Below are 16850 nucleotides of genomic sequence, written 5' to 3' on the forward strand. Positions count from 1 at the left end.
AGAATCGGGCGCTGATGGCATCGATTACGGCGTGTTGATCGACCTTCCGATGTGGGATCAATGGACCGACCTTCACGCAGCAGTCGGACTGGACGCGGAGTTCTACGCGCTGCGCGATGCTCTGCCCACCGCGCTGTGGCACCGGTTGCTCGATAACTGTTGGGATCACATATCGGAGGATGACCAGCGCAGCGTCGCTCGCTATCGAGACTTGGTGCCAAGTGCGTTGTGGCGGAAATGCGAGGAAAAGTCCGGGACGCCAGTCATTCCGGACCGGCTTGTGCGGCGGCTCCGCAGCGAGGCCAAGCGACGACGTCGTGTGGGCTCCAATGGACTGGCCACGGTCCAGCGGCGGCCATGAACGTTTTTCGGGTGCCACCGTCAAAAGCTATTCGGTCGGCCCGCGATCTCCTTGATCGGTGATGATGATCTGAAGAAGGTCGACGATTTGCTGTTGTCCCGCCGCGGTGGCGTCGAATCTGCTGCGTATCTGGGTGAAGCCCTGGTCGACATGGTCGCGGAGGTCAACGAAGTCCTCGCGCAGGGCGTTGAAACTCGCCGTCGTGGCTTGGCGAAACTCGCGAAGGTCGCTGCGGAACTCACTGACATCACGGTCGGCAGCTCCGGCGAGCACCCGGGCCGCGGCGGCGTCCTGCTCACTGGCTTGCACTCGCCCCGCTAAGTCGCGCACCCGGTGTTCGAGGTCGGTTACGCGCGAATCGAGGTTCCCGGGCTCCATGAACCGAAGCGTACCGGCCGTTCGTTGTCGCTGTATTCGATTATCAACACGGTGCGCTGCCCGACCCGGGCGCAACAATTCGAGCGCAACGCGCCGACGCTGCCTCTTCTAACGCGGCACGTTGGCGGCGATGTTCGTCATCACGATGTCGGACACCGATTGCGGAAATCCGCAGAACGTGACCTCCAGCAGGGCCACCGAGAGAACCCGATAGTCGCGGCCGCAGCCGCCGGGCCGCATGTGCAGCGAGTCGGCGTCGGCCTTCCAGTCGCCGACGAACAGCTCGCCGGCCGAGCCGTCCGCGCAGTCGCCGACGGTGGCCACCAGGGCGCCGAAGGCACGCCGGGCGGTGGCGGCGTCTCGATAGGCCGCGGCGCCCTCCGAGATCAAGGCGGCGTCGGGCGGGTCTTGGAAAGTGGTCTTGTGGAACTCTTCCACGTCGGGCCCGAACGTCGCCGTCTCGGCGAAAAGGAACCGGCACTCCCGCGGCGTGGTGTCCGCGAGGGCGTTGATGTCGACCGGGGAGGTGTCGTCCATCGAGGGGACGATCGTCAGGTGCCGACCCGCGCCGGTGATCGCCTGCATCCGTGACTGGTTCAGCAGGATCGCGTCGACGCTCACACCCTGCACGCCCCGGCTGGCGACGCCGAATGCCGATACCGCGGTGCCGCCCACCACCCGGGTGCACGCCGCCACCAGCAGCGCCGCGCCGCACAACAGCGCCGGCCGCGTCAACCTGGCCATCTGGGACCCATCTGGGACATTGTCGTTGAGAACGCTCCCGGGCACAAAAGTAATCCCGCCAACCCGCGGCAGACACCCCTGGCGACCGTCCGGCATCGTGACGTCGAATACGGTTGCCGGGTGAGTGTTTTCGCCGAGCTTGCCGTAAAGGCCAGCGGCATCGGGTCGTGGCCCGGCACCGCCCCACGACCGGCCGCCCAGGTCGTCGTCGGTGAGCTGGCGGATGCGTTGGCCCACATCGTCGAGCTCCCCGCCAGGGGAGTGGGCGCCGACATGCTCGGGCGGGCCGGCGCGCTGCTGATCGACGTGGCCATCGACACGGTGCCGCGCGGCTATCGCATCGCCGCCCGGCCCGGCGCGGTGACACGCAGGGCCGCCAGCTTCCTCGACGAGGACATGGACACCCTGGAGGAGGCCTGGGAGACGGCGGGCCTGCGGGGTGGCGGACGCGTGGTCAAGGTGCAGGCTCCCGGGCCGATCACGCTGGCCGCCGGGCTCGAGCTGGCCAACGGCCACCGGGCGATCACCGACTCCGGTGCGCTGCGCGACCTGACGGCATCGCTGGCCGAGGGTGTTGCCGCGCACCGCGCGGCGCTGGCCCGCCGGCTCGACACACCGGTGGTGGTGCAGTTCGATGAGCCGTCGCTGCCGGCGGCGTTGGGCGGGCGGCTGACCGGGTTGACCGCGCTGAGCCCGGTCGCCGCGCTCGACGAGGCGGTGGCCTTGACGCTGCTCGACACCTGCGTCGCGGCCGCCGGCGCGGACGTGCTGCTACACAGCTGCGGCCCCGAGTTACCGTGGAACATGTTGCAGCGCAGCACTATTGGTGCGGTATTGGTCAACGCCGGCACGTTGCGGCCGGCCGATCTGGATGGCATCGCCGCATTCGTCGAATCGGGCCGCGCCGTCATGCTCGGTGTGGTCGCCACCACCGCGCCGCAGCGTCGGCCCTCGGCCGAGGAGGTGGCCGCCGCGGTCGTCGCGGTGACCGACCGGCTCGGATTCGGCCGCGCGGCGCTGCGCGATCGCATCGGCGTCACCCCGGCGTGTGGCCTGGCCGCGGCGACGCCGCAGTGGGCCCGCACCGCGATTGAACTCGCCCACAAGGCCGCCGACGCGTTCTCTCGAGATCCCGACGCCATCCGGCCCACGTAAAACACGGCGAAGAGGATTGAATACAGGGCTGCAATTTTGTGGGTGTCCTCCGATAGCCTGCGGAGGTGAGTTCGCCAGAAGTTGACCCCGTTGCGCCCGAGATTCGGCGGCAGTGGCGTGAACTGGCCGACGAGGTGCGCGAACATCAGTTCCGCTACTACGTGCGCGATGCGCCCATCATCTCCGACGCGGAGTTCGACCAGCTGTTGCGTCGGCTCGAAGCCCTCGAGGAGCAGTATCCGGAGCTGCGCACGCCCGATTCGCCGACGCAACTCGTCGGCGGCGCCGGGTTCGCCACCGACTTTGCCGAGGCCGAGCACCTCGAGCGGATGCTGTCGCTGGACAACGCGTTCAGCACCGAAGAGTTCGACCAGTGGGCGGCCCGCATCCACGCCGAGGCCGGCAAGGACGTTCCTTATCTGTGTGAGCTGAAGATCGACGGCGTCGGCCTGTCGTTGGTGTACCGCGGCGGGCGTCTGGTGCGGGCGGCGACCCGGGGCGACGGGCGCACCGGCGAGGACGTCACGTTGAACGCGCGCACCATCGACGACGTCCCGGAGCGGCTGACGGCCACCGATTCCTACCCGATACCCGACGTCCTCGAGGTGCGCGGTGAGGTGTTCTTCCGGCTGCCCGATTTCGAGGCGCTTAACGCAAGCCTCGTCGAGGACGGCAAGACGCCGTTCGCCAACCCCCGCAACAGCGCCGCGGGGTCGCTTCGGCAGAAGGATCCGGCGGTCACCGCCCGCCGCAAGCTCCGGATGATCTGCCACGGGCTGGGATACACCGAGGGATTCCGGCCGGCCACGCTGCACGACGCGTACCTCGCGCTGGGGGCCTGGGGCTTGCCCGTCTCCGAGCACACCACTCGGGTCAAAGACGTGGCCGGCGCGCACGAGCGCATCCGGTATTGGGGCGAGCACCGCCACGACGTCGACCACGAAATCGACGGCGTCGTCGTCAAAGTTGACGACGTGGCGTTGCAGCGCAGGCTGGGATCCACCTCGCGGGCGCCGCGGTGGGCGATCGCCTACAAGTACCCGCCTCAGGAGGTGCAGACCAAGCTCCTCGACATCCGGGTCAACGTCGGAAGGACCGGGCGCGTCACGCCTTTCGCGTGCATGACGCCGGTAAAGGTCGCCGGCTCGACGGTGGGACTGGCCACCCTGCACAACGCCGCCGAGGTCACGCGCAAGGGGGTGCTGATCGGCGACACCGTGATGATCCGCAAGGCCGGTGACGTGATTCCGGAAGTGCTCGGTCCCATCGTGGACCTGCGCGACGGCTCGGAACGCGAATTCGTCATGTCCACAACGTGTCCCGAATGCGGTACCCCGCTCGCTCCCGCGAAGGAGGGCGATGTCGACATCCGCTGTCCCAATGCCCGGTCGTGCCCGGCGCAGTTGCGGGAGCGCGTTTTTCACGTCGCCGGTCGCGGTGCGCTCGACATCGAGGGCCTGGGTTATGAGGCCGCCATCGCGCTGCTGCACGCCGGGGTGATCGTCGACGAGGGGGACCTGTTCTCCCTCACCGAGGACGAGCTGTTGCGCACCGAGTTGTTCTCCACCAAGAGCGGCGCGCTGTCGGCCAACGGCAAGCGGCTGCTGGCCAACCTCGACAAGGCCAAGGCCGTGCCGCTGTGGCGGGTGCTGGTGGCGTTGTCGATCCGGCACGTCGGGCCGACGGCCGCCCGGGCCCTGGCGATCGAGTTCGGCAGCCTGGACGCGATCAGGTCGGCGTCGACCGAGCAGCTGGCCGCGATCGAGGGCGTGGGCCCGACGATCGCCGCCGCGGTCACCGAGTGGTTCACGGTGGACTGGCACCGCGCGATCGTCGACAAGTGGCGAGCGGCCGGCGTGCGGATGGCCGACGAGCGCGACGCCAGTGTGCCGCGCACGTTGGTGGGGCTGACCGTCGTGGTCACCGGTTCGCTGACGAGTTTTTCCCGCGACGACGCCAAGGAGGCGATCGTGGCGCGCGGCGGCAAGGCCGCGGGTTCGGTGTCGAAGAAGACTGACTACGTCGTCGTCGGTGACTCGCCGGGCTCGAAATACGAGAAAGCGGTGAAGCTGGGGGTACCGGTCCTCGACGAAGACGGGTTTCGGCGGTTACTCGCGGAGGGCCCGCCCGTGGAGGTGGCGCCCGGGTAGCTTCCGGTTCGCGAATGGAACGCCACTGCGAAAAGCCGCGCGGATTTTCGCAGTGGCGTTCCATTCGGCGCGGATGGCGGCGCCCCGGGTAGCGGATTATGGCGAACCAGCCCAGCCGGGCCGACGCGGCGGTTCTATCGTGGGCGTTATGACCCAGACCGCCGACCGGTGCGCGGAGGCATCGCCGTGGTCGGCCCGCGAGGCCGAGCTGCTGGCGGTGACGTTGCGGCTGCTGCAGGAGCACGGCTATGACCGGTTGACGGTGGACGCCGTCGCCAGCACGGCCCGCGCCAGCAAGGCCACGGTGTACCGCCGCTGGCCCTCGAAAGCCGAATTGGTGTTGGCCGCCTTCATCGAAGGCGTCCGCCAGGTGGCGGTCCCGCCGGATACGGGCACGTTGCGCGGCGACCTGCTGTGCCTGGGGGAGACGATCTGCCGGCAGGGCCACCAGCACGCCAGCACCATCCGCGCGGTGCTCGCCGAAGCGTCGCGCCACCCCGCGCTCGGCGACGCCCTACAGCACCAATTCATCGATCAGCGCAAAGCGTTGATCCAGCACGTGCTGCAACAGGCGGTCGAGCGCGGTGAGATCGCCGCCGCCGGCGCCATCGCCGACGAACTATGGGACCTGTTGCCCGGGTACCTCATCTTCCGGTCCATCATCCCCAGCCATCCGCCCACCCGTCACACGGTGCAAGTCCTCGTCGACGAGGTCATCATTCCGGGCCTCACCCGGTCTGGCGGGTAACCGAGGAATGTGTACGCTCGCGTCTCTTGTACAGTACGGTCCGGTACCGTACTGTCATAGCTGTTGATCATGCCCGCGGCGTCGGGCACCGGCTCCGATCGTTTCGCCGATCAGCGAAAGGCCATGGGGTGAGAGCGATTTCGATTGCGGCCCTCGTCAAGCGAGGGTGGATGCTGCTCGTCGCGGTGGTCGTGCTCGCACTCGTGGGATTTGCCATCTATCGCCTGCACGGAATCTTCGGCTCGCACAACAACACCTCGGCCAACAGCGGCCTGTCCAACGAGATCGTCCCGTTCAACCCCAAGCGCGTGGTCCTCGAGGTCTATGGCGCACCGGGCGCGGTGGCGACCATCAACTACCTGGACGTCAACGCCCAGCCGCAGCAGGTCAAAAACGCCCCGCTGCCCTGGTCGTACACGATCACCACGACGGAGCCCGCGGTTGTCGGCAACGTCGTGGCGCAGGGCAACGGCGACACCCTCGGCTGCCGCATCACCGTCAACGGTGAAGTCAAGGACGAACGCACCGTCAACAAAGTCGACGCCTACACCTTCTGCTTGGACAAGTCCGGATGAGCAACCACCAAACCTCGCGGCCGTTTTTGCCGCACACCATCCGCCGGCTTTCGGTGCCGATCCTGCTGTTCTGGGTGGCGCTGGCCGCCGTCACGAACGCGGCGGTGCCGCAACTGGAAGACGTTGGGAAAACCCACAATGTGGCGATGAATTCGCCCGACGCGCCGTCGCTGCAGGCGACCAAGCGCATCGGTCAGGTGTTCCGCGAGTTCGATTCCGACAGTTCGGCCATGGTGGTCCTGGAAGGCGATCAGCCGCTCGGCGCGGACGCCCACCGGTTCTACGACACGATGATCCGCAAGCTCGAGCGGGACCGCAAGCACGTCGAGCACGTTCAGGACTTCTGGGGCGACACCCTGACCGCGGCGGGATCGCAGAGCAGTGACGGCAAGGCCGCCTACGTTCAGGTGTTCCTCGCGGGCAACCTGGGCTCGGCGCTGGCCAACGAGTCCGTCGGCGCCGTCCGCGACATCGTCGACCACACGCAACCGCCGCCGGGTGTCAAGGCCTATGTCACCGGCCCGGCGCCGCTCATCTCCGACCAGTTCGACGTGGGCAGCAAGGGGACCGCGAAGGTCACCACGATCACCATCGGGGTGATCGCGTTGATGCTGTTCTTCGTCTACCGCTCCGTCCTCACCACGCTGCTCGTGCTCGTCACGGTCCTGATCGAGATGGCCGCGGCCCGGGGGATCGTCGCCTTTCTCGGGAACGCGGGCGTCATCGGGCTGTCGACGTACTCGACGAACCTGCTCACGCTGCTGGTCATCGCCGCCGGGACCGACTATGCGATCTTCGTCGTCGGCCGCTACCAGGAGGCACGCGGCGCGGGCGAGGACCGAGAAACCGCCTTCTACACCATGTTTCGCGGAACCGCCCACATCGTCCTGGGTTCGGGCCTCACGGTTGCCGGCGCGGTGTTCTGCCTGACCTTTACCCGGCTGCCCTATTTCCAAAGCCTGGGAGTCCCTGCGGCGCTGGGCATTCTGGTCGCGCTGTTCGCCTCGCTGACCCTGGGTCCGGCCGTGCTCACCCTGGGCGCTTTCTTGGGCCTCTTCGACCCCAAGCGCGCGATGAGAACCCGCGGATGGCGGCGGATCGGCACGGCCATCGTCCGCTGGCCCGCGCCCGTTCTCGCGACGGCGTGCGCGCTGGCCCTCGTGGGTCTGCTCGCGCTGCCCGGTTACAAGACGAGCTACGACACCCGCCCCTACATGCCCGCCAGCGCGCCGGCCAATGTCGGTTACACGGCCGCCGAGCGCCACTTCTCCAGGGCGCGGCTGGAGCCCGAGTTGCTGATGGTCGAGACGGACCACGACATGCGCAACCCGGCCGACATGCTCGTCCTGGACCGGGTGGCCAAGGCCGTGTTCCACGTGCCCGGCATCGCCCAGGTGCAGTCGATTACCCGGCCCCTGGGCACCCCGCTCGACCACAGCTCGCTGGCGTTTGTGGTCAGCAACCAAAGCGCCGCCCAGCAGGAAAACCTGACCTACCAACGGGATCGCGCGAACGATCTGCTGAAGCAGGCCGGTGAACTGGCGAACACGATCAACATTTTGAAGCAGCAGTACGTGCTGCAGCAGCAGCTCGCCGCCACCACCCACAGCGAGGCCCAAAGCTTTCACGACACGATCACCACGATCAAAGACCTGCGCGACAAGGTCGCGAATTTCGACGACTTCTTCCGGCCGATCCGCAGCTATTTCTATTGGGAAAAGCATTGCTACGACATCCCCGCCTGCTGGGCGATCCGCTCGGTCCTCGACGCGCTCGACGGCATCGACCAGCTCAGCGAGAAATTCGAAGACCTCACGGCCACCCTGGACAAGCTCGACGCGCTGCAACCGAAACTGGTGGCGCTGATACCGCCGCAGATCGCGAGCCAGGAGACCAACCACGCACTGACGCTGGCGAGCTACGCCACCCAGTCCGGCATCTACGCGCAGACGGCGGCCGCGATCGAAAACGCGACGGCGCTGGGCCGAGCCTTCGACGCCGCCAAAAACGACGACACGTTCTACCTGCCTCCCGAGGTTTTCAGCAACGCCGATTTCTTGCGCGGCCTGAAGTTGTTCCTCTCGCCCGACGGCAAGGCCGCCCGCATGATCATCACCCACGACGGCGATCCCGCGACCCCCGAAGGCATTTCACACATCGACCCGATCAAGCGGGCCGCGCACGAAGCCTTGAAGGGCACCCCCATGGCCGCCGCCCACATCTATGTCGGCGGTACCGCGGCCACCTACAAGGACATCCAGGACGGCGCCAAGTACGACCTGATGATCGTCGGGCTCGCCGCGCTGAGCCTGATCCTGCTGATCATGATGATCATCACCCGAAGCCTGATCGCCGCCCTGGTCATCGTGGGCACGGTGGCCCTTTCGCTGGGCGCCTCGTTCGGGCTGTCGGTGCTGGTGTGGCAATACATCCTCGGCATCCAGCTGTACTGGGTCGTGCTTGCGCTGGCCGTGATTCTGCTGTTGGCCGTGGGATCCGACTACAACCTGCTGCTGATTTCCCGGTTCAAGGAGGAAATCCATGCCGGCCTCAAGACCGGCATCATCCGCGCGATGGCCGGCTCCGGGTCGGTGGTCACGTCCGCCGGCCTCGTCTTCGCCGTCACCATGTGCGCCTTCGTGTTCAGCGGTTTTCAGGTGCTCGGTCAGATCGGGACCACCATCGGCCTCGGCCTGCTGTTCGACACGCTGATCGTGCGCTCCTTCATGACGCCTTCCGTCGCAACGCTTTTGGGGCGCTGGTTCTGGTGGCCCCAACGGGTGCGCCCGCGTCCGGCGAGCACGATGCTGCGGCCCTACGGGCCGCGCCCGGCGGTTCGTCAGCTGCTGCTGTGGGAAGACGGTGACTCAGTGGTGGCTTCGGAATCGCGCTAGCGCAGCATGGTGGCCACGATTCCGGCCAGGTAGCCCAGCCGGGCCACCTCCGAGGGCCGGAACTCCGGGCCCGTGCGGCCCAGCACCACCGCCGTGTGCGGGTCGCCCAAGGGCGCCGCGACCATGGTGGTGTCCATGTCGCGCCAGGCCTGCGGCACCCACTCGGCGGTGCCGTCGAGCGTTGCGGCGCGCTCGATCGGTAGCCACGGGGCCGAATCCGCCTTGGTCTCCGGAGCGCCCGGGCTGCCGGCGAGGCGTTGCAGCTCTCCGTTGGTGCTGCGCAATACGGTGCACCAGCTCACGCGCAGCACCCGGGGTGCCTCGTCGGCCAGGACCTGCAGCCGGGTCGCGGTGTCGGCGGCCGCGGCGACATGGTCGAGAAGCTCCAGCTCGCGATGCGCTTCCAGCAGGCCGGTGTGGGGGCGGACGCTGTCCACCCGGACATCGGGGAGCGACTCGGCGGCGGTGATCAGCCGGTCTGGCATCGCCCCCACCGGCAGTTCGATGACGAGGTCGTCGATCGCATACCCCGAGATCCGCTCCACCACGTCGAGCGACAGGATGTCGGCGCCCACCGAGCCGAGCGCCACGGCCAGCGAGCCCAGGCTGCCCGGCCGGTCGGCCAGCTCGATGCGTAACAGATACGACGGCACGCCCCACTGTCGCACAGCCCTGTATCGGTGGCATTTCGGCGGCTTGGGTGCGCCCCCTTGTCGCCGAGCGTCACGCTGGCGTGGCGCTCGGCGGTGAACGCCACGCCAGCGTGACGTTCGCGCATGGGTAGGCTTTTCGCTCGTGTCCCAGATCTCCCGCGACGAGGTGGCTCACCTGGCCCGGCTGGCCCGGCTGGCGTTGACCGATGCCGAGCTGGACAGCTTCGCCGGCCAGCTCGACGCCATCCTGACCCACGTCAGCCAGGTGCAGGCGGTCGACGTCACCGGCGTCGAAGCGACCGACAACCCGCTCAAGGCGGTCAACGTCGCGCGCCCGGACGAGTTGACACCGTGCCTGACGCAGCGGGAGGCGCTGGCCGAGGCGCCCGAAGCCGTCGACGGGCGCTTCGCCGTCCCGCAGATCCTGGGGGACGCCGAGTGAGCGAGCTCATCCGCTCCGACGCCGCGACGCTGGCCGCCAAGATCGCCGCCAAGGAGTTGTCGTCGGTCGAGGTCACCCAGGCCTGCCTGGACCAGATCGAGGCGACCGACGACCGGTATCACGCGTTCCTGCACGTGGCCGCCGACGAGGCGTTGGCGGCGGCGACCGCCGTGGACGACGCGGTGGCCGCCGGCGAGCGGCTGTCGTCGGCGCTGGCCGGGGTCCCGCTGGCGCTCAAGGACGTGTTCACCACCACCGACATGCCCACCACCTGCGGATCCAAGATCCTCGAGGGCTGGCGTTCCCCCTATGACGCCTCCGTCACCCTGCGGTTGCGCGCCGCCGGCATCCCGATCCTGGGCAAGACCAACATGGACGAGTTCGCGATGGGCTCCTCGACGGAGAACTCCGCCTACGGCCCCACCCGCAACCCGTGGAACCTCGACCGGGTGCCCGGTGGCTCCGGTGGGGGCAGCGCGGCGGCCTTGGCCGCGTTCCAGGCGCCGCTGGCCATCGGATCCGACACCGGGGGCTCCATCCGCCAGCCCGCGGCGCTGACCGCGACCGTCGGTGTCAAACCCACCTACGGCACGGTGTCCCGCTACGGGTTGGTGGCGTGCGCGTCGTCGCTGGACCAGGGCGGCCCGTGCGCGCGCACCGTGCTGGACACCGCGCTGCTGCACCAGGTGATCGCCGGGCACGACAGCCGCGACTCCACGTCCCTGGACACCGAGGTGCCCGATGTCGTCGGCGCCGCGCGGGCCGGCGCGGCCGGTGATCTGCGCGGCGTGCGCGTCGGGGTGGTCCGGCAGCTGCGCGGCGAGGGCTACCAGCCTGGGGTGCTGGCGTCGTTCCAGGCCGCCGTCGAGCAGCTGACCGCTTTGGGCGCCGAGGTGAGCGAGGTCGATTGCCCGCACTTCGATCACGCGCTGGCCGCCTACTACCTGATCCTGCCGTCGGAGGTGTCGAGCAACCTGGCCCGCTTCGACGCCATGCGCTACGGGCTGCGGGTCGGCGACGACGGCACCCACAGCGCCGAGGAGGTGATGGCGCTGACCCGGGCCGCCGGCTTCGGCCCGGAGGTCAAGCGGCGCATCATGATTGGCACCTACGCGCTCTCGGCGGGCTACTACGACGCCTATTACAACCAGGCGCAGAAGGTGCGCACGCTGATCGCCCGCGACCTCGACGAGGCCTACCGGTCCGTCGACGTGCTGGTGTCGCCCGCGACGCCGACCACCGCGTTCCCGCTCGGCGAGAAGGTCGACGATCCGCTGGCCATGTACCTGTTCGACCTGTGCACGCTGCCGCTGAACCTGGCCGGGCACTGCGGCATGTCGGTGCCCTCGGGGCTGTCCCCGGACGACGGGCTGCCGGTGGGCCTGCAGATCATGGCGCCCGCCTTGGCCGACGACCGCCTGTACCGGGTCGGTGCGGCCTATGAGGCCGCCCGCGGCCCACTGCCGAGCGCCATCTAGGGACCGCGAGCAGACGCAGAGTCGCACGATGCGGGCCTCCCGCGTGCGAGTCTGCGTCTGGTGGCCGGGCAGGCCCGGCGAACACCGCTGTAGGAGCCGCGGGGCAAGATAGAGAGCCATGCGGATCGGAATTCTCACCGGAGGCGGCGACTGCCCCGGGCTGAACGCCGTCATCCGGGCGGTGGTGCGCACCTGCGACGCGCGGTATGGCTCGTCGGTGGTCGGATTCCAGGACGGCTGGCGCGGGCTGCTGGAGAACAGGCGCATGCAGCTGCACAACGACGACCGCAACGACCGGTTGCTGGCCAAGGGCGGAACGATGCTGGGCACCGCCCGCGTGCACCCCGACAAGCTGCGGGCCGGGCTCGACCAGATCAAGCAGACGCTGGACGACAACGGCATCGACGTGCTGATCCCCATCGGCGGTGAAGGCACCCTGACGGCCGCGCATTGGCTGTCGGAGGAGAACGTTCCCGTGGTCGGCGTGCCGAAGACCATCGACAACGACATCGATTGCACCGACGTGACTTTCGGCCACGACACCGCGCTGACCGTGGCCACCGAGGCCATCGACCGGTTGCACAGCACCGCCGAATCCCACCAGCGGGTGATGCTGGTGGAGGTGATGGGCCGCCACGCCGGCTGGATCGCCCTGAACGCCGGACTGGCTTCCGGCGCGCACATGACGCTGATCCCCGAGCAGCCCTTCGATGTCGAGGAGGTGTGCCGGCTCGTCAAACGGCGCTTCCAGCGCGGGGATTCGCATTTCATCTGCGTGGTCGCCGAGGGCGCCAAGCCCATCCCCGGTTCGATTTCGTTGCGGGAGGGCGGAATTGACGAGTTCGGCCACGAACGCTTCACCGGGGTGGCCGCGCAGCTGGCCATCGAGGTGGAGAAGCGGATCAACAAGGAGGTCCGGGTGACCGTGCTGGGCCACGTCCAGCGGGGCGGGACCCCGACGCCCTTCGACCGGGTGCTGGCCACCCGGTTCGGCGTCAACGCGGCCGACGCCGCGCACGCGGGCGAGTACGGCCAGATGGTGTCGCTGCGGGGCCAAGACATCGGCCGGGTGGCGTTGGCGGATGCCGTGCGCCAACTCAAGCTGGTGCCGCAGAGCCGCTACGACGATGCCGCGGCCTTCTTCGGCTAAGCGGGCGCTTAGGAGCCCACCAACGTCGGGATGTGTTCTGCGCGTGGCGGGGTCGCGACCCGTGTCGGCCTCGTGCGTACGCGTTGCGGCCACCAGAACCATCGGCCCATCAGCGCCGCGATCGACGGAGTCATGAATGACCGCACGACCAGGGTGTCGAACAGCAGGCCCATTCCGATGGTGGTACCGACCTCGGCGAGGATGAGCAGAGCGCTGGCGCCAAAGGAGATCATGGTGAAGGCGAACACGAGACCCGCCGAGGTGACGACGGCGCCGGTGCCGGCCATGGATCTGATGATGCCGGTCTTGATTCCGGCGTGGATCTCTTCCTTGAACCGCGATACCAGCAACAGGTTGTAGTCCGATCCCACCGCGAGCAGGATGATCACCGACATCGCCAGGATCATCCAATGCAATTGGATGCCCAGGATGTACTGCCAGATGAGCACCGACAGCCCGAACGACGTCCCCAGGGACAGCAGCACGGTGCCGACGATGACCGCCGCGGCGATCACCGCACGGGTCAGGACCAGCATGACGATGAAGATCAGAATCAGCGCTCCCACACCGGCGATCAGCAGGTCGTAGGTGGATCCCTCCTTCATGTCCTTGGCGGTGGCCGCGGTACCGGCGATATAGATGCGGGCATTTTCCAGCGGCGTACCTTTGATGGCCTCGAACGTGGCATTGCGGATGGCGTCGATATGGGCGATGCCCTCCGAGCTGGCCGGATCGCCGAGGTGAGAGATGATGAACCGCACCGATTTTCCATCCGGCGAAATGAACATCTTCATGCCCCGTTTGAAGTCGGGATTGTCGAACACCTCCGGAGGCAGGTAAAACGAGTCGTCGTTCTTGGAGGTATCGAACGCCTGACCCATGGCATTGCCCTTGCCCTGCATCGCGGCGCCTTGGTCCTGTATGCCGGACATCGTGGAATGCATCGACAGCATCATGGTGTGCATCGACTCCATCATCGTGAGCATCGGCGTCAGCATTTTCACCATCTGCGGCATGAGCGCGTCGAGCTTGTCCATCTGCGGCATCAGGTCGCCGATGGCGTCGCTGAGGGTGTCGACGCCGTCGAGCGCATCAAAGACCGAGCGCAGCGACGAGCACGCCGGGATGTCGAAACAGTGCTTCTCCCAATAGAAATAGCTACGAACGGGCCGAAAGAAGTCGTCGAAGTTGGAAATCTTGTCGCGGAGGTCATTCATTTCCGCGACCATGGTCTTCATTTGCTCAACCATGTTATGGGTAACGCCGGTGAGCTCCTTCATGATCGCGATCATGGCTTCCATGGTGGTGATCATGGTGCCCATCTGATTGGCCATGACCAGCATGCTGTCCATCTGGGACTGCATGTAGTCCCGTGTCAGTTGTTGCCCGACACCTTGCATGCCCATCTGATACGGGATGGAGGTGTGGTCGATGGGGGTGCCCAACGGGCGCGAGATGGTCTGCACCCGCGCGATTCCCTGGGTGTGGAAGATGTTTCGGGCGATGCGTTCGATGATCAGCATGTCCGCGGAGTTGCGTAGATCCTGGTCGCTTTGGACCATCAGCATTTCCGGGTTCATCCGGGCCTGGGAGAAGTGCCGGTCGGCCGCGGCGAATCCCTGCATCGCGGGGATGTTGGACGGCATGAATTTGCGGTCGTTGTAACTGGTCTTGTAGCCGGGTAGCGCGATCAGCCCGACCAGCGCCAGGGCGCACGCCGCCGCCAGGATCGGTCCCGGCCAACGGACTACGGCCGTTCCCACCCGTCGCCAACCATGGGTCCGCGCAACCCGTTTCGGTTCGAAGAGCCCGAACCGGCTTCCGATCACCAACATCGCCGGCGCCATCGTCAACGACGCCAGCACCGCCACCGTGATGCCGATCGCCAGCGGAACACCCAGCGTCTGGAAGTACGGCAGCCGAGTGAAGTGCAGGCAAAACGTCGCGCCAGCGATCGTCAGGCCCGAACCGAGGATGACGTGCGCGGTGCCGCGATACATCGTGTCGAACGCGGTCGCGCGATCCTCGCCGGCATTGCGGGCCTCGTGATAGCGGCCCAGGACGAAGATCGCGTAGTCGGTGCCCGCCGCGATACCCAACATGGTCAACAGGTTCACCGAGAACGTCGACAACCCGATCACGTCGTAATGCCCCAGGGCGGCAACGACACCGCGGGCCGCCATCACTTCCAGGATCACCATCACCAAGACCAGCACCACCGTGGCGATGGAGCGGTAGACGATGAACAGGCTGACCAGAATGACCAGCAGCGTGATCGCCGTGACCAATCGCAGGCTCTTGTCACCGACCTGGTGCTGATCGGCGATCAATGCGGTCGATCCGGTGACGTAGACGTGCACGCCGGTCGGTGGCGGTGTGCTGGCGATGATGTGGCGGACCGCGGCGATGGATTCGTTGGCCAGCGCCTCGCCCTGGTTGCCGGCCAAATTGAGTTGCACGTAGGTGGCTTTGCCGTCGCTGCTTTGTGCTGAGGCCGCGGTGAGCGGGTCTCCCCAGAAATCCTGCACATGGGTGATGTGTGCGGGGTCCGCCCTGAGCTTTGTGATCAGCCCCGCGTAGTAACGGTGGGCCGCGTCCCCCAACGGTTGGTCGCCCTCCAACACGATCATCGCCGAGGCGTCGGAGTCGGATTCCTTGAACACCCGCCCGATGTGTTTCATGGCCTGCATCGAGGGCGCATCCGCCGGGCTCAGCGACACCGAGTGTTCCTGGCCGACCTCCTCCAGGGAGGGCACGGCGACGTTGAGCAACACTGCCAGCGCCACCCAGCCGAGCAGGATCGGCACCGCAAACATCCGAATGAAACGGGAGACGGCCGGTCGGGCCCCCGTGGTGGAGGCGCTCATGCCGACTTCACCTGGCAGAAGGTGAAGGCATCCACGCCCTCGGAGGTCTTCTCGTCCTTGACCTTGCCGTCGACCGTGATGCGGCAGCCGATGGTCTCGGCGTCGCCCTGGGCGAGCAGGATCGGGCTGGTCGCCGGCGAGGTCGTGGTCAGCGTGAGCGTCCACGGCAGCGGGACCTGTTTGATGCTCCGCGGATTCGCCGACAGGTCAAGGTAGTTGATCGTCGCGAGGGTGCCCGCCGGCCCGAACACCTCGTAGGTCACCCGCTTCGGGTTGAACGGCGCCGCGTCTTTGGCTATCCCGGAGCCTTCGCGGGTGATCTCGTTGTCGGACCCGAAGATCCCGTGCATCCGGTCAACCACGAATCCTCCCAGCGCGACCGCCGCCAGCACCAGCAGCGGCAACCAGTGCCGCCTGACCCTCTTCAGCATGGGAAGCCTTGCCTCGATTCATGTTTGGGCCGACGGATGGCGTTGTCGCTCGCGTCATTGACCATCCCCGCGCGCAGCCGAAGCCGATTCGAATTACTGTGCGGAAGAAGTGTTTTGACGTTCGACGGTCAGATACATCGTGATCATGTCGGTGATTTCGCGGGCCCACTGCGGCCACGTCAGGCCGTCGGGCAACCACGGCGACATCGCGGCGCGGTGCGCGCCGGCCGCGATCACGCTGCGAAACGCAATGTCAAGCGCGGCGGCGGGATCCGGGTGGCGGACCTGTTGTCGGTGAGGCGCCGCGGTGTCGAGGAACCGCTGGCGCAAGCCGGCGAGCGTGCGCAGCCCTTCCTCCGGGGGATCGGCACTGTGCCCACCGGCCAGCATGGCGGGAATGAGGCGGCCGCTTTCGTCCAGTGTCTCGCTCAGCGCCGCGGTGAAGGCGTCGACCACACCGCCCAGCGACGGGTCCGCCTTGTCGAGTGCCGCGGCCACGTTGTGTTCGAGTCGCTCCACGAACGCGTGCTTGACGGCGTCGATTAGTTGCTCTTTGCCTGCGAACCGTCGGTAGACGCCGCCGACGGAGACCCCGGCGTGTTCGGCGACGCGGGCGATCGTGAGCTCTTCGAGCCCCTCAGTGACCAGGACGTGTTGGGCCGAGGCGAGCAACCGTTGCAGGGCGGCGCGACTGCGCGCCTGCTGGGGCGGGTGGAATCCCGATTTCGCCTGCCCAGGGTTCACGACCCTTGAGCGTACTGGCGGGCCGGTCGGGCAACGACGGGCCGACCGGTCGGTGACGGGTGGTCCCGACGGCGCTGCGT

At 67.4% G+C, this 16850-nt stretch carries 14 protein-coding genes; 8 read left to right on the forward strand and 6 right to left on the reverse strand.

Going from position 1 to position 16850, the window contains the following annotated elements:
- Positions 1 to 388 precede the first annotated feature (388 nt).
- Entirely contained in the window at positions 389 to 739 is a 351-nt protein-coding gene (locus K3U93_RS07465; protein WP_071512898.1) for a hypothetical protein, read from the reverse strand.
- A gap of 108 nt (positions 740 to 847) precedes the next feature.
- A complete protein-coding gene (locus tag K3U93_RS07470) occupies positions 848 to 1483 on the reverse strand; it encodes a sensor domain-containing protein (RefSeq protein WP_083010558.1) in 636 nt (211 codons plus the stop codon).
- Positions 1484 to 1603: 120 nt separating this feature from the next.
- Here K3U93_RS07470 and K3U93_RS07475 point away from each other — a divergent pair, with 120 nt between their 5' ends.
- The 5 genes from K3U93_RS07475 to K3U93_RS07495 all read left to right on the forward strand — a co-directional run bounded on the left by K3U93_RS07475 (position 1604) and on the right by K3U93_RS07495 (position 9005).
- The gene (locus tag K3U93_RS07475; protein ID WP_083010557.1) at positions 1604 to 2638 is read left to right on the forward strand and encodes a uroporphyrinogen decarboxylase/cobalamine-independent methonine synthase family protein; all 1035 of its coding nucleotides are present in this window, start codon (positions 1604 to 1606) and stop codon (positions 2636 to 2638) included.
- Between the two features lie 65 nt (positions 2639 to 2703).
- The gene (gene ligA, locus K3U93_RS07480; protein WP_083010556.1) at positions 2704 to 4788 is read left to right on the forward strand and encodes an NAD-dependent DNA ligase LigA; all 2085 of its coding nucleotides are present in this window, start codon (positions 2704 to 2706) and stop codon (positions 4786 to 4788) included.
- A gap of 136 nt (positions 4789 to 4924) precedes the next feature.
- Entirely contained in the window at positions 4925 to 5536 is a 612-nt protein-coding gene (locus K3U93_RS07485) for a TetR/AcrR family transcriptional regulator (RefSeq protein WP_139796942.1), read from the forward strand.
- 128 nt (positions 5537 to 5664) lie between these two features.
- On the forward strand, positions 5665 to 6111 hold the full coding sequence (locus tag K3U93_RS07490) for an MmpS family transport accessory protein (RefSeq protein WP_217808423.1): 447 nt from the start codon (positions 5665 to 5667) through the stop codon (positions 6109 to 6111).
- The gene (locus K3U93_RS07495; protein ID WP_071511297.1) at positions 6108 to 9005 is read left to right on the forward strand and encodes an MMPL/RND family transporter; all 2898 of its coding nucleotides are present in this window, start codon (positions 6108 to 6110) and stop codon (positions 9003 to 9005) included. The genes K3U93_RS07490 and K3U93_RS07495 overlap by 4 nt, the downstream gene beginning before the upstream one ends.
- Here K3U93_RS07495 and K3U93_RS07500 read toward each other — a convergent pair.
- Positions 9002 to 9658, reverse strand: coding sequence for an ACT domain-containing protein (locus K3U93_RS07500; protein ID WP_071511298.1), 657 nt, complete (start codon positions 9656 to 9658; stop codon positions 9002 to 9004). The two genes, K3U93_RS07495 and K3U93_RS07500, sit on opposite strands and share 4 nt — an antisense overlap.
- Before the next feature lie 142 nt (positions 9659 to 9800).
- Between K3U93_RS07500 and gatC the strand changes: the two genes are divergently transcribed.
- From gatC to K3U93_RS07515, 3 genes are all read left to right on the forward strand, one after another.
- Positions 9801 to 10100, forward strand: coding sequence for an Asp-tRNA(Asn)/Glu-tRNA(Gln) amidotransferase subunit GatC (gene gatC, locus K3U93_RS07505; RefSeq protein WP_071511299.1), 300 nt, complete (start codon positions 9801 to 9803; stop codon positions 10098 to 10100).
- A complete protein-coding gene (gene gatA / locus K3U93_RS07510; protein ID WP_083010555.1) occupies positions 10097 to 11578 on the forward strand; it encodes an Asp-tRNA(Asn)/Glu-tRNA(Gln) amidotransferase subunit GatA in 1482 nt (493 codons plus the stop codon). The genes gatC and gatA overlap by 4 nt, the downstream gene beginning before the upstream one ends.
- 118 nt (positions 11579 to 11696) lie before the next feature.
- Complete coding sequence (locus K3U93_RS07515) at positions 11697 to 12728, forward strand: ATP-dependent 6-phosphofructokinase (protein ID WP_071511301.1); 1032 nt, start codon at positions 11697 to 11699, stop codon at positions 12726 to 12728.
- 8 nt (positions 12729 to 12736) lie between these two features.
- Here the strand turns inward: K3U93_RS07515 and K3U93_RS07520 are convergent, their stop codons facing one another.
- The 3 genes from K3U93_RS07520 to K3U93_RS07530 all read right to left on the reverse strand — a co-directional run bounded on the left by K3U93_RS07520 (position 12737) and on the right by K3U93_RS07530 (position 16770).
- The gene (locus K3U93_RS07520; RefSeq protein ID WP_083010554.1) at positions 12737 to 15595 is read right to left on the reverse strand and encodes an MMPL/RND family transporter; all 2859 of its coding nucleotides are present in this window, start codon (positions 15593 to 15595) and stop codon (positions 12737 to 12739) included.
- A complete protein-coding gene (locus K3U93_RS07525) occupies positions 15592 to 16026 on the reverse strand; it encodes an MmpS family transport accessory protein (protein WP_071511303.1) in 435 nt (144 codons plus the stop codon). Before K3U93_RS07525 ends, K3U93_RS07520 begins: the two co-directional genes overlap by 4 nt.
- A gap of 93 nt (positions 16027 to 16119) precedes the next feature.
- On the reverse strand, positions 16120 to 16770 hold the full coding sequence (locus tag K3U93_RS07530; RefSeq protein WP_071511304.1) for a TetR/AcrR family transcriptional regulator: 651 nt from the start codon (positions 16768 to 16770) through the stop codon (positions 16120 to 16122).
- Positions 16771 to 16850: the final 80 nt, after the last annotated feature.

The organism is Mycobacterium malmoense, from assembly GCF_019645855.1.
GTDB lineage: Bacteria > Actinomycetota > Actinomycetes > Mycobacteriales > Mycobacteriaceae > Mycobacterium > Mycobacterium malmoense.